Here is a 14,124-nt window from a genome sequence, read left to right on the forward strand (position 1 = left end):
TACCGATACGGATGATGATAACGATGGTATTCTGGATACACAGGATAAACTACCACTTGACACTGACAACGACGGTATACCAAATGCTACTGACACCGATGATGATGGCGATGGTATCCTCGATACAGCCGAAGCAGCGGGTAAAGCACTTGACACCGACAATGATGGTACACCAAATGCCACTGACACTGACGATGATAACGACGGTATTCTCGATACTGCTGAAATGGGAACACTCGACGGAAGTGGTAAATATACCCTACCTGACTCTGACGGAGATGGTGTACCTGATTTAATTGATGCTGCCGCCAAAGCTGACTTATTCGGAAACTACACTTTCGGTAACATCACCTTCGCAGCAGCGGATACTAAAACTGTGATTATAAACATCAACGAAATCAACGGCGGCGCTACCAATGGTACAGTGGAATTCTTTGTACCCTCGATGGCAGGTTTTACTGTTACTTTCAATTCAACGCAAACTTCCGCCACTGTTACTGCGAATGAAACCGTCAACAACAGTGACTGGGTGATGGTTGACACAGGTACAGGAATGAAGTTTAGCTTAAAGGCAGGTGTAGTCATTGCTGCCAACGGACGTAGCCGTATTGCGCTTACTATCAAAGCCGATACCGCAGGTACAACGGCCAACCTAACTACCAATATTACCCCTGGTTCAGGGGGGGATGGTGTCACTACAAACAACATAGCTGTATTGGCCATGTCTATTCAAAATTAATTAACGCTTTAACCCTCTGAGATCGAAAGATTTCAGAGGGGGGCAACTTCTAAATCATTGTTTCTATGAAAAAGTTTTTTTTAATAATACTATCGGTAACATTACTGAGCCTCCAATGGACATGGGCACAGTATGCCGAACCCGCTCTAACGGGTGCCAATTTTGTGCCTGGTTCAATCGAAGTAGGTCAAAGCTCCACCCTTACCATTAGCTTTTCTAATTCAGGTTCAAGCGCTATACCTGCCTCTTCAATCGAACTGACTATAAGCACCGCAAGCAATTATTACAGCAGCAACGGTACAAGTATACCTGGAGGAGTGGGCGGAGCTTTGTTTACATGGACATATTTAGGTAAAGACACTTGGCGCGGTAGCAACACGGCTACCATACCTGCTTTTGGTGGAGGAACCATAACTTTGCAAGTACGTGGTACGGCTGTATCACCAGGATTTGAAGTAACCAATATCAATGTACAGCCTGTTAGCAATTTTTCGGCCTTTACAGATTCACCTAACAACAACAATCTTCAACCTAAACTTAAGATAGTTGCTGCCACTACTAATCCATATATTTTTGCCTACGATGACTATGGAGTAGTCACCAAAGGTAGCTCTATTACCAACAATGTATTGTCTAACGACGACATTGGGACAGGGGTTGCTCCACTGGTAATTACAACTACACCTGTTGTAACTCCTACCAACGGGACAGTATCTATCAATGCCAATGGTCGTTATACCTATCAGCCTAATACCAACTACGTAGGTACTGATAGCTTTAAGTATCGGGTATGTGACAGTGGAAACCCAGCCATTTGTGATACCGCAGTAGTTACGATTACAATTTTTGACCCAGGAAGTACCAATCGAGCCCCAATTGTAGCTGCCGATAACATTGCTGTGAAACAAGGAGCTTCCGCCTCTGGAAATGTATTACTGAATGATGTTGAATTAGACGCGAACCAAACATTAACGGCAACTGTAGTAACTACACCCACAAAAGGAACTTTAACGCTTAATCCTAATGGCAGTTATACCTACGTAGCGGGTGCCAATTCATTAGGGGATGATTGGTTTACGTACAAGGCTTGCGATAACGGAAACCCACAGCAATGTTCAGTCGCCCGAGTTGATATTAATATTTATGCAAGCTCGGCTGCTAATTTACCACCTGTTGCCAATGCCGACATAGTTTTGCGAGCCCCTGCGAGCCCTACAACTGGTAACGTACTAACCAATGACAAAGATCCAGAAGGTGGAACTCTTACTGTCAATACGACTCCAATTACTCTTCCTTCCAATGGAACAGTTGTATTGTCAGCCAATGGGACATTTACCTACACGCCATCCTCGGGTTATACGGGGTTAGATCAGTTTGCCTACGAAGTTTGTGATTCCTATAACCCCAATGCATGTAGTCAAGCGCTTGTATTTATTCTTCCCTTTAGTCCCTCCGCAGGTAATTCTGATTTAAGAGTTACCAAAACGCTGGCTGGTAACAAGGTACGAACACTGAATGACACCCTAACCTATACTATAACTATCCGCAACTTTGGCCCTGATGCAGCTACGAATATTGTCCTCAAAGACAGTGTAGGAAATGGCCTAAAATTATTAAGTGGAAGCCCTACTAATAAAGGAACTTTCTCTTCGCCACTTTGGAGCATACCTTCCCTAGCTTCGGGTGACAGTGCTATTTTGACAGTTAGGGCCAAAGTTGAGGCGGAAGGAATCAGTTTTAATTATGCTACCTTAGTTAGTGCTGATCAAACAGACCCTATTAGTAATAACAATAGCACAGAGGCTTGTGTTACGGTTCCTGTTAAACTTTGCTCAAATCAGAAAATAGAAGCTTCGGTCCCCAACAATTATACGAACGTTGTATGGTTTAAGTCGGGGCAGCAAGTTGCTACTGGGAACGTAGTACTGTTCTCAGAAGTAGGTACGTATACCTTTACGGCAAGTAATGCAACTTGCCCTGCCAACGGTTGTTGTCCTTTGGTAATAGAAAATGGGGATAATTGTTGCCCTGTCCAGCTGTGTGCTCCTTTTACAGTCGTAAAAAGAAAAAAATAACATAAATTGTTTGTTTTCTCAAGGGGGGTATTTGTCATGTGAATATCATTCATGGTATACACATGACAAATACCCCCCTTGATTTATAAATTGATATAGAGGTTCTTCTTCCAAATCTGCGGAAAACACCGATTTACAAATGGAGGTTCTTATTACAAATGGACGAACAATAGCGGCCCCCTCAGATGGTTTGAGATTAAGGTTTATGTTTTGCTAAATAATTATAAACTGTACCATAAGCCACTCCTGCTTGAATGCTGATTTGATTCATAGAAAGTCCTTGTTGTTTCAATTCCATTATTCGGTTCAATTTACTTTTTGCCAGTTTTGGTCTTGAAATATTTTTGCCTTGAGCTTTTGCTCTTTGCATTCCTGCCTTTACACGCTCACTGATGAGAGAACTTTCAAACTGAGCCAAAGAAGCCATCACATGAAAAATCAATTCTCCTGTTGGCGTAGTGGTATCAATATTTTCTTGATAAGAAATAAAATCAATTCCTAAATTTTTAAACTCTTTGAGGGCATTGACTAATGCTTGCGTTGAGCGTGCAAAACGGTCATATCTCCAAACCAAAACGAGGTCAATCTTTCGTTTCTTGGCAGCTTCCATCATTTGCTTGTAATGCTTACGTTCTTCACTTGTTCCCGAAGCAAAATCAATAAACTCCCCTACAATTTCAAAATTTCGCCTTTGAGCATACTCACGCAGTTGAATCAATTGAGTTTCGGGGTCTTGCCCTCTGTCGAGTGTTGAAACTCTTGCGTATAGAGCCACTCTTAAATTGGATGTATTTGCCATTGTTGTATTATCAAAAAGGATTTCCTTTACAAATATAAAAATAACTTTCATAACTTATTGATTATCAAGGTTGATTTTTTGAAATTTTAGACACCCTTTTTGATAACTCAATTTAGTATGCCAATCACGTTTTTAACTTCATTAGAACGAAAAAGATATGAGCAAATGCCTGAAGATATTAGAGAAGGCGATTTAAGGCAATTTTTTCATTTAACAATTGATGATTTAACTTTCATTAAGAGTTTTTATAGCAACGTTAATCGAATAGCGGTTGGAATCCGAATTGGGCTATTACGATATTTGGGTTTTGTTCCAAATACATGGAAGGAAAACTTATCAATGTTGTTTTTCGATTTTATAATCAAAGAATTGGGTATTGAGTTTTCTTATGTTCAACTTTTAGAATACGGCAAGCGAGAGCAGACTCAAACGGAACACCTGAACCAAATACTTAAATATTTACAATTTCGCAAGTGGCAACCCTTGATAGATGAACCCATTTTTGAGCAATGGCTTGTCCAGCAAGGTATGGAACATGATAACGAGCGGTATTTATTAGTAATGCTCTGTGAGAAATTACATCGAGAAAAAATACTTCGTCCTGCCATCGGCACATTAGAATCCTTAGTGGCGGGCATAAGAGAACGCTTGGAGGTCGAAACCTATCAACGTTTGTCATTTCTTTGGACAGATGATTTTGAAAAGAAATTAGATAATTTGTTAGAGGTTGATACGCATAGAAAAATAACGCTACATCGTTGGCTTTGTAACGTCCCATCTACCAATAGTGCTAAAGAAATCAATCAAATGTTTGAAAAAATTGATTTTTTGACCGAAATGGGGGTTAAATATTGGGATTTATCCAAACTTTCTGAAAATCGTAAAAAACGATTGGCTCATGCTGTTAGAAGCGATTCCAATGCTCATTTGAAAAGATTTAGCCCTATAAAACGCTACACTATGCTGGTTTGTTTTCTTAGAGAAGTATTATTGGACACAACGGATATTATTTTGGTAATGTATGCTGATTATTGGCAACAAATGAACAATAAAGCTAAAAAAACATTAGATATGTGTTTATTGGAAGATGCAAGATCACAACAAAAAGCCATTAAAATTGTAACCCAAACAAGCCAAATAGTAGTAGATGAAAGCATTGACGACCCACACTTACGCCCTAAAATTTATGAAAAAGTGCCTAAAATGCAGATTCAAGATGCCCTCCGAATGCTTACAGAAAAACAGCAAAAAACGTATTCTCACTTATCATTTTTGAGGTATTCATACCCAACCATGAAGCAATTCACCCCTAACTTGTTAGCAAAGTTTGATTTCAAAGTAGCTTTTACAAAAGATAATTTTGACTCGGCATTAACTTTGGTAAAAGACCTGCAAAACGGTAAGAAAAGAAAAATACCCCAAGATGCTCCTATGAATTTTGTGAGTGCTAATTGGCAAAAAATTGTTCTTCAAAGGGGGACAATTCATCAACAAAGCTATGAACTCTGTGTGCTTTCATTACTAAAAGATAGGCTGCAATCGGGCGATGTGTATGTAGATTTATCTCGCAAATTTACCAATCTTGAAAGTCTTTTACTTGAGAAAAATTATTGGAAAACACAGCAAGAGCGTATTTGCCAAGAGTTGAATTTGCCTAATTTAGCTGTAAAAATAGATGAAAAAGTACAGGAATTAGCCGATTTATTACCCAAATTGTCAGAAAAGTTGGCTCAAGCTAACGATATTCGTATAGAAAATGACCTCTTGGTAGTGTCGCCTTTGAGTGTTGATGATGTGCCATTGTCTGCCAAAATGTTACAAAAACAAATCAATGCCAGACTACCAAGGGTTTCATTGGTAGAGATGATTCAAGAGGTGGATAGTTGGATAAACTATTCTAAAGAATTAGAAAATGCGTATTCAGCACGTAATCCACAACACCAAAATCTCAAATATGCAGCTCTATTTGCCAATGCTTGTAATCTTTCATTGGCTGATTTGGCTCGTTCTTCTGATTTAGATTATCAGCCGCTTTGGTGGGTAACTAATAATTATTTTGCTGATGAAAATCTCAAAAAAGCTAATAATTTATTGGTCAATTACCACAATAAACAATGGCTTAGTGGGTATTGGGGCGGTGGTACATTATCATCTTCAGATGGGCAACGATTTCCAACCAGCGGTAAAATCAGAAATGCTAAAACCCTACCAAAATACTTTGGTTATGGGCAAGGAGTACAAATTTACACCCATACAGCCGACCAATTTTCTCAATTTGGTAGTCAAATTATTAGTGTCCAGGAGCGTGATGCAACTTATGTTTTGAATGAAATTTTGGCAAATGAAACAGACTTGCAACTTGATGAGCATACGACTGATACTCATGGTTATACAGATTTGAATTTTGCGCTATTCGATTTGGTAGGGAAACAATTCACTCCTCGAATCAGAGACCTCAAAAGCCAAAGACTTTATAAAATTGTTGGAAAAAATGCCAAAGAACTCAATTATCCAACATTGAAATTTACAGGAACAGTCAATATTGATTATCTCAAAAAGTATGCTGATGAAATGACAAGAGTGGCTGCTTCATTAAAAATAGGTTCTGTGACTCCTTCAACTCTCATTAGTAAACTGCAAGCCTATCCCAAACAAAACAATTTGATGTATGTCTTGCAAACATACGGGCAATTGGTCAAAACCATTTTTATTTGCAAATATTTGTTGGAAAAACCCATGAGAAAGAAAATAAATTCACAACTCAATAAGGGCGAGCAACTGCATGGATTGAGAGTATATTTGTGGTTTGGTGGTGATGGATTCATTCGTAAAAGACAAGAACATGAGCAACAAATAACCGCCCGAAGCCTTAATTTATTGACTAATATTGTCATTGTTTGGAATACTGTTTACATTCAAGAAGTTTTAAAACAGCTTCAAAATGAAGGAATTCGGGTAGATGAAAATGATTTTGAGCATATTTCCCCTGCTCCTTTTGAACATATTAACCGTTTAGGAAAATATTCTTTTGAAATCGCCTTTGAAATGGATTCCAATGGGCTTAGACCACTGAGAAAATAGTGAAATCGTTGTTTTTCGCAGATTTGGAAGAAGAACCTCATATACAGTAGTTATACATCAGATAAACAAATACCCATCAACCTATTAGGTTCAGACTGGTTTTCCATGGACTTTGACAAGGTTTCCTTTGTTAGGAAACGTTAGGAAACCTCACAGGCCTGAAAGTGTAATGAAACGTAATGATACGTAAGCCCATTTTACCCACAATAATGAGGCGAAAACCACCTAATAGTTTATTCGATTTTCAGGACTGATGGAATATTGAATCCCTCTTTTAGAGGAGATTGGAGAAGATAATGGGAGATTATCGGAGATTGAAGACAAAGCAAAGCGTTAGCAAGCCATGACTTTGTCAGGACAAAATCAAACGCAAGCTATTGGGGATTGAAACAGAAAAAGTGTATTAAGACACTAAAAGGGGGCTCCACCAAAAATACAGATAGTGATAAGAAAATGTTAAATGAGAGTCTTTTATAACGGACTGTCATGCAATTTGAGTTTACCTAATTAGTGTCTAAGGACCTCCAATGGTTTGATAACCCGCACGCTTTCCTCAATGCGAGTGGTATGATTACGAAGTACTTTGCTCATCCTTGCTCAAATAGGTAATTAATAATGAGGTTCTCGTTACAACTGTGCGAAAATTTACGTTTTATAACTAATACATTGGTTTTGTTTCGAGCTTTTAGGCTTTCTTAAAGCTCTGAGACCATTATCTTCCAATTGGATTTGGTCCGCAGCGGCGGCCGCTTTAAAATTGTATTTGCCCAACCGGTTGATATGTTCAAAAGGCGCAGGTGAAATCCGGTCAAAATCATGTTCATTGACCACATGCCCTTCATTTTGAAGTTCCTTTATGATCTGCTGAATGTAAACGGTATTCCAGACCATAACGATATTGGAGAGTAAATTAAGGCTTCGTGCTGAAAGCTGCTGTTCGGTTTCTTGCTGTTTACGTACAAAACCGTCACCACCGAACCGTAGGTATATCCGTAAATTATGGAGCTGCTCCCCTTTATTTAGTTGCTTGTTCACTTTTTTTCTCAATGGTGGTTTGAGCAGATAATTGCTAACCTGTCCCTGAGCACCGATAATACACAAAGTTCATATGCCTGTGGCTCCTGGCTTTTATCCCCCTTGATAAGCTTACCCCAGGACTGTGTAATAAAGTTGGTAGGGGCATCCTTAGGCAATTTCCGTTTACCTGTTGTTTGTAAGTCTGCAACTGCTTTCAGTCCATTACTGAAGTTATCTTTCGAGAAAGCCACGTTAAAATCTAATATTTTTAAAAACTCGGGCGTAAATTGCCTGAAGCGGCCATAAACCTTGAGTAAAAAGAATAATGGCGTCTGATGAACCGGTTTTGTTATTTTTAAGACAACATTTAAAGCTTGTTGTATCTGTTCTTTCGGCAGGCTTTCAAATATTTTATTTCTTAGGGATTGATTTTCAATGGAATCATCAACCACCATCTCAACAGTTTTTGTAAGTGTTTTTACAGCCCGGTTGTGTGTTTTGATAAGGCCAAGCTGATATGCCTCCAAGGATTTTTTGGCATCGCTCAGTGCTTGCGTCCAAAAATCATTGTACATAATCAGGACACTGTCAGTTGTATCCAAAAGGGTTTCCCATAGGAAACAGACCAACAATGGATACCGCTTGATAGGGTTCAAGCGCTGCAAATAGGAGTTGGAATTATTACGAACGATATTGGCTAAACGTTTTTTTCGGTTGGCCGGAATGACCGATAAATCCCAGGAGTCAACTTTCAACGCCTGCATAAATGTTATTTTTTCGAGTGTTTGATTGATTACTCGGGCCATATTGGATGTCGGGGCAGTGCATAGCCAGCGGTGAAGCGTTTGTTTGCGGACCGGATCAAAGTCAAGGACTTCGTCCAGCTCTTTCAATAAATCATTTGTCCATAAAAACATCAACCGTCTGTATGTTTCTTCATGTAAACGTTCGCCAATACCGGCGACCATTCTTTCCCATGAGCTGATAGCCGGACGCAAAATTTTATCATAATGCAGCTTTTGACAAAGCTTCTCCAAGAGGAACCGTTCATTGTCATGTTCCATCCCTCTGTCTATCAACCATTTTTCCATTACTGGCTCATCGATAATGGGTTGCCATCTGCGGTAATTCAGATGTTTGAGTATCTGTTGCAGATGCTGTGTTTTTGTTGCGGCCCTTCTCCCATATTCAGCTAAGCCTCCCAATGATGGCTGGCCGATCTTCAATTGTTCCAGGATAAAAATTAAGTAATCATTACTTATCTGTGAAATCCAGTTATCAGGGAGATACCCCAAAAACCGGATTATCCCTAATTGCAGGGCAATAGCTATTTTAGTTTGGTTACCATAAAAAAAATGGATGAAGGTTCTATCCTCCCTGTTTAGAAAGAAGCATTTCATCAGGGTATCTTCTTCGATATTTTGAGGAAGAGCCTGATAGTACTCCCGTTCCTTGATTGTTAAAAATGAAAAAGCCATATCAATTTGTGATTGTAGTTATTGCCAATTCATGGAAGCTGTTCCATAAAAATGAAGGGTTTTCTAAAATCTTAAATCGGTGGCAGAATCAACCCTACTGCGTCCTAAAATAGTCATTTTAAATTTTATATTGCCGTTCTTTAAATCAAATTTTATTTTACTTAAATTGCAATGGGTAAAATAAAATTTAAATGAAATGAAAATCGGATACGTCAGAGTTTCAAAGGAAGAACAAAACCTACAACTCCAGCTGGATGCTCTCCAGAAGTATGGCTGTGAAAAAATATTCCAGGAGAAGATTTCAGGTACTTCAAAAAATCGAGTGGAATTCGAGCGAATGAAAGAAACTCTACGCAAACAAGATGAATTAGTGGTCTGGGATATTGACCGATTGGGAAGAACAACCCTTGAATTGATCCTGTTTGTCGATGAGTTGAATCAGAAAGGTATTTTATTCAAAAGCCTTTCACAATCGCTCATTGATACCACTACCGAAACAGGAGAGTTCGTTTTTAAACTCTTTGCTCTCTTAGCAGAACATGAACGCAAAAGACTGATTCGAAGGACGAAAGCCGGGCAGGAAGCTGCACGAGCCAGAGGCAGAATGGGTGGAAGACCCAAAGGGCTTTCGCCACATTATCAAGAGATTGCACCACTTGTGATTAGTGCTTACAAGGAGCAAAGAAGTATTCGTGAAATTATGAAGGCCTTTAAGATTCCATCCACCACTACGGTTTATAAAATACTTTCTGAAAATAAGGTTCCTGTTCAGATTTATGATAAGAAGGTAACTGTCGACTGACAAAAATTAAACTTTCTTACCATAAAATACTCATTATAAATGCGTTACAATTATTGCATGTAACTTTACCCCTAAATGTTTAACTGTACTCCTTTTAGAGCCACGGTCTATAAAATTTTATCCGAGAACGACATTCTATTCCAAAGTTAAAATTAACCCCAATTGAACTAATACTTTAATTAAAAACCGTAAATTTTCGCACGGTTGTAACGAGAACCTCAATTTAGGGAGTTTGAAACAAAGAGCGGCCCCAACCCCGTAGCAGGTGTAAAGTTTCGGCTGAAGGCAAGGTCACCCCGTAAGAATTGGGCATTTTCGGTACCCGTCAGCCCTTCAATGGTTCCGTCCAACACTTCGTGTTCTTCGGGTGCAGTGGGTAGTAGTTTTTCGCAGGCAGTAATGGCAAAAGCACCAAATGCCAGCAGGCATAAGTAATAAATTGGTTTCATCAGTTTGCATTTTTTTGTTGAAAATAAGAAAGGTACCCCAACCAGAGCCGTACAGTACATGTACTTGCTCTGCGTAGAGATAGGCAATATTTCAACAAACAAGCGGCGGGCCTCTCAGCGAAGGTGTATCAAAAAAAGAAGCTATAAATGGCGTTTTATAACAAACAGTTACTTCGTTGATAAAATAAAACACCAGTAACTCAAAGGAAAAGACGGAAACTGTTAATCCTAAAAAAATAGGATTACAAACCGTATCTAAAAGGTGCAGCTCGTTAGCCGAGTGATTATTGGGCTGAAATGGGCTATTGCCAACAGGCTTGTAGGGGTGAGCATGCGAAATAATCTTTCCGTTTGCTAAGCGGTGGGCATGGCGAAATAGCACGTTGTTGAATTGAATCAACAGCATGAAAATCGCAAAAAAAGTAGCAATTCGTTGACGTATGTGTAAATGGAACAACAAGAAAATCAGTCTCTTAGAAATTTGATATACAATTCAGTATTCTTTAAGGGAAATCCAAATATTGTTTAGTGATATTGGCAGTGACTTTGATAAAATAATTTGGAACAGCCACTTTAAGAGGGATTGGATTCTAAAATTTGTTTCAAGTCTGGGGAAATGTCCATTAGACGAAGAGGAGGAACGTTGGCCCCGCCCGTATTACCCACTGGAATCTGCCCTACAAAAGATTTAACTCCTCCTACCAATAACCTCGGAATTTGTCCCAATACTTCTTTAGTACTTTTGATATGAACACCAAATTTGAGCATCAACCAATGCACATAGGAATGTTCGAGTGGCCAAGCCTGTCCCAAAATGTGTGCTCTTTCGAGCCGATGCCACGCTTCTGATAAATGTCCCGCAGCAAAAGCGTTTTGGTAATGTTGTAGTTCTTGCTGATAGTGCTGCCGCACCGATGCGGGCATATTCCAATAAAGTTTCATAAAAATTCAGTGATAAATGAGTGATAAAATACGTTGATTTTGGTGTTCTTCGGTGAGCTCAAACTTCTTTTCGCTGAATTCGATAGGCATTCAAAATAGCCAATAAAGCCACACCCACATCGGCAAAAACGGCCTCCCAAAGGGTAGCAATGCCTCCTGCCCCCAACAACATAACAGCGACTTTCACACCCATCGCCAGTGAAATATTTTGCCAAACAACAGATTTAGTAATTTTTCCGATTTTAATAGCTGAAACGATTTTGTGTGGCTGGTCATTCTGAATCACAATGTCAGCAGTTTCAATTGTAGCGTCCGAACCCATGCCTCCCATGGCGATTCCTGCATCGGCGAGGGCTACCACAGGAGCATCGTTCACACCATCACCAACAAAAGCAATCTTTTTGTCTTGATTTTTGAGTTCTTGCACTTTTTCTACCTTGCCTTCGGGCAGCAAATCTCCGTAAGCTTGGGTAATGCCCAGTTGGAGGGATACTTTTTGAACTACTGCTGACTTATCACCCGAAAGCATGATCGTTTCAATTCCCAATTTCTTTAAATCGGCCACGGTTCGGGCTGCATCCTCCTTTACCTCGTCGGCAATGGTGATATAGCCAGCGTACTGATTATCAATGGCTATGACCACAGCCGTTTCAACGATTTGCACCAATTCAGCGGGGTATGAAACAACGAACTTTTGCAATAGTTTCAAATTCCCCGCCAGTACTACTTTGCCATCTACCATTCCCTTCAAGCCATGACCCGGTATTTCTTCTACGGCTTCGACTTTGCTATTTTGCCAATTTACCTTCTGTTCATTAGAATACTCCACCACCGCCTTCGCCACGGGGTGCGTAGAATTACTTTCAAGAGCGGCGGTTAGTTTGATAAATTCTTCTTCGGAAACTTCCCCATCGGGGAGTGGGGGGCTAACTGTTTGTACTTTAAAAACCCCCTTGGTTAGTGTTCCCGTTTTGTCTGAAACGATTGTATTGAGTTCGGTCATTACGTCCAGAAAATTGGAACCTTTGACCAAAATTCCATGGCGAGAAGCCAAGCCAATACCGCCAAAATAACCCAACGGAATCGAAATTGTGAGGGCACAGGGACAGGCAATGACCAAAAATACCATGCCTCTATACAGCCACTCATTGAACAAATAGTCATTTACAAAAAAGTAAGGAATCAGGGTAATTGTCAATGCCAACCCAAACACAACGGGTGTATAAACTTTGGACAAACGGCTGATTAACAACTGGGTGGGGGCTTTTCGAGAGGTGGCATCTTGCACCATTTCCAAAATACGGGAAAGTTTGGAGTCCTTAAAAGCCGTGGTTACTTTTAGTTCAATTACTTTGTCTAAATTAATCATACCTGCCAAAACAGCTTCGCCCGTGCGCTTGGTGTCGGGGCGAGATTCGCCAGTGAGAGCTGCCGTGTTGAAACTGGCGTTGTCGGTCAATAAGGTGCTGTCTAAGGCCACTTTTTCGCCTGGCTTCACCAAAATGCTTTCCCCAATTTGTACTTCTGACGGCCCAACGCTCTGTTGCTTTCCATTGCGTAGTACCGTTACAGTATCGGGACGCACATCTAATAAGGCTTTGATAGAACGCTTGGAGCGATTAACGGCCAAATCCTGAAACAATTCACCGATTTCGTAGAAAATCATCACAGCTACGCCTTCGCTGTATTCGCCAATGTAAAACGCACCCAACGTGGCAATGGACATCAACGTAAATTCGTTGAAAAAATCACCCCGCCTCAACAATCGAAAAGCTCGTTCGAGGGTGTTGTAGCCTGCTAATAGATAAGCGATTCCCATCAAACCAATTTCAATTGGCTTAGAAACCTCCACCTTAAAAAGTTGCGTAATGGCGACAAACCCCAACAGAATTGTCAAACTCAACCACGGTCGCCAACGACTTTTCAACAGGCTTTCTTCACCTGGTTCTTCCTCGTGGTCGTGTCCGTCATTATCGCTATGTGTTGGCATTTGCACTTCTATCGGCTTGTCGCAGCAATCATCTGTTGTATGATTTTTATGCTTCTGCACTTTCTTTTCCATGAAAAATAATCAGTTAGAATTCGATAAAGAAATTGAGAATGGCTAACCCAAGGAGTGTTAGTCCCGTTATAAGGTTTTCGTTATGCTCAAACCAGTGGGCATTAATGAGTCGAAGTCCACGTCCTGCTACCCAGACCATCATAAGCATTCCAGCGAGTGTGACTACATTATAGATAAGTGTCACCAAACCCAACGCTTGCCAGCCCAATGCCCCTGCACTCAGGAAATAAGCGTTGATTTCCATACAAGGCGACAGAAACATACCGATACAAAGCGAAAACAGAAGACCTTTGAATGATTTCCCTTTTTGTTTTTGGGTATCAATGTGTTCGTGGGCATGTTGATGCCGTAGGTGTTGCATTAGATACCATAAGCCCAGCATTAACAATACGGCGGGAATCACGCTTTCAGCAAGTTCATGGTATTTTTCGGCTAATTCGTAGCCAGCCAAGCCTACAATTACTCCCAAGATAGTGGTGCTAATCGTGTGGGCAAGACCTGCCAATGCCGTAACGGTGAGTGTGCGCATTTCTGTCCATCGTTCCGTTTTGCCGATTGTAACAAAGGGCAACCAGTGGCTGGGAATTAGTGCGTGTAAAATGCTCAGTGTCAATGAGCCGATGAGGATTTGGGTCATTTATTTGATGAATTTAATAAAAGAGGCGACCAATAGGGGGTTA

The 14,124-nt window shown here is 40.3% G+C and carries 11 protein-coding genes and 1 pseudogene; 4 read left to right on the forward strand and 8 right to left on the reverse strand.

Annotated elements, in window-relative coordinates; translation table 11 throughout:
• A pseudogene (locus tag AC23P2_RS24165) lies at positions 1-739 on the forward strand (hypothetical protein); the annotation flags it as partial.
• 65 nt (positions 740-804) lie between these two features.
• A complete protein-coding gene (locus AC23P2_RS24170; RefSeq protein WP_487775583.1) occupies positions 805-2,814 on the forward strand; it encodes an Ig-like domain-containing protein in 2,010 nt (669 codons plus the stop codon).
• Between the two features lie 196 nt (positions 2,815-3,010).
• Here the strand turns inward: AC23P2_RS24170 and AC23P2_RS24175 are convergent, their stop codons facing one another.
• Positions 3,011-3,664, reverse strand: coding sequence for a recombinase family protein (locus AC23P2_RS24175; RefSeq protein ID WP_487775584.1), 654 nt, complete (start codon positions 3,662-3,664; stop codon positions 3,011-3,013).
• Between the two features lie 66 nt (positions 3,665-3,730).
• On the opposite strand from AC23P2_RS24175, the gene AC23P2_RS24180 reads away from it, so the two are divergent.
• Positions 3,731-6,694 carry a Tn3 family transposase gene (locus AC23P2_RS24180; protein WP_487775585.1) on the forward strand — a complete coding sequence of 988 codons (2,964 nt, stop codon included), beginning with the start codon at positions 3,731-3,733 and terminating at the stop codon, positions 6,692-6,694.
• 645 nt (positions 6,695-7,339) lie between these two features.
• Here the strand turns inward: AC23P2_RS24180 and AC23P2_RS24185 are convergent.
• The gene (locus AC23P2_RS24185) at positions 7,340-7,729 is read right to left on the reverse strand and encodes a Tn3 family transposase (protein ID WP_487775586.1); all 390 of its coding nucleotides are present in this window, start codon (positions 7,727-7,729) and stop codon (positions 7,340-7,342) included.
• Positions 7,730-7,737: 8 nt separating this feature from the next.
• Positions 7,738-9,189, reverse strand: coding sequence for a DUF4158 domain-containing protein (locus tag AC23P2_RS24190; protein WP_487775587.1), 1,452 nt, complete (start codon positions 9,187-9,189; stop codon positions 7,738-7,740).
• A gap of 196 nt (positions 9,190-9,385) precedes the next feature.
• Here AC23P2_RS24190 and AC23P2_RS24195 point away from each other — a divergent pair, with 196 nt between their 5' ends.
• On the forward strand, positions 9,386-9,991 hold the full coding sequence (locus AC23P2_RS24195) for a recombinase family protein (RefSeq protein ID WP_487775588.1): 606 nt from the start codon (positions 9,386-9,388) through the stop codon (positions 9,989-9,991).
• Positions 9,992-10,209: 218 nt separating this feature from the next.
• Here AC23P2_RS24195 and AC23P2_RS24200 read toward each other — a convergent pair whose 3' ends face one another.
• From AC23P2_RS24200 to AC23P2_RS24220, 5 genes are all read right to left on the reverse strand, one after another.
• Entirely contained in the window at positions 10,210-10,440 is a 231-nt protein-coding gene (locus tag AC23P2_RS24200) for a hypothetical protein (protein ID WP_487775589.1), read from the reverse strand.
• A gap of 91 nt (positions 10,441-10,531) precedes the next feature.
• Positions 10,532-10,900, reverse strand: a complete 369-nt coding sequence (locus AC23P2_RS24205; protein ID WP_487775590.1) for a hypothetical protein — start codon at positions 10,898-10,900, stop codon at positions 10,532-10,534.
• 113 nt (positions 10,901-11,013) lie between these two features.
• Positions 11,014-11,382: a DUF3703 domain-containing protein gene (locus AC23P2_RS24210; protein WP_028523419.1), complete on the reverse strand. Its 369-nt coding sequence runs from the start codon at positions 11,380-11,382 to the stop codon at positions 11,014-11,016.
• A gap of 58 nt (positions 11,383-11,440) precedes the next feature.
• On the reverse strand, positions 11,441-13,444 hold the full coding sequence (locus AC23P2_RS24215) for a heavy metal translocating P-type ATPase (protein WP_487775591.1): 2,004 nt from the start codon (positions 13,442-13,444) through the stop codon (positions 11,441-11,443).
• A 13-nt stretch (positions 13,445-13,457) separates the two neighbouring features.
• Positions 13,458-14,081, reverse strand: coding sequence for a hypothetical protein (locus tag AC23P2_RS24220; RefSeq protein ID WP_487775592.1), 624 nt, complete (start codon positions 14,079-14,081; stop codon positions 13,458-13,460).
• Between the last annotated feature and the right edge of the window lie 43 nt (positions 14,082-14,124).

Source organism: Runella sp. R0.1_18 (assembly GCF_057652155.1).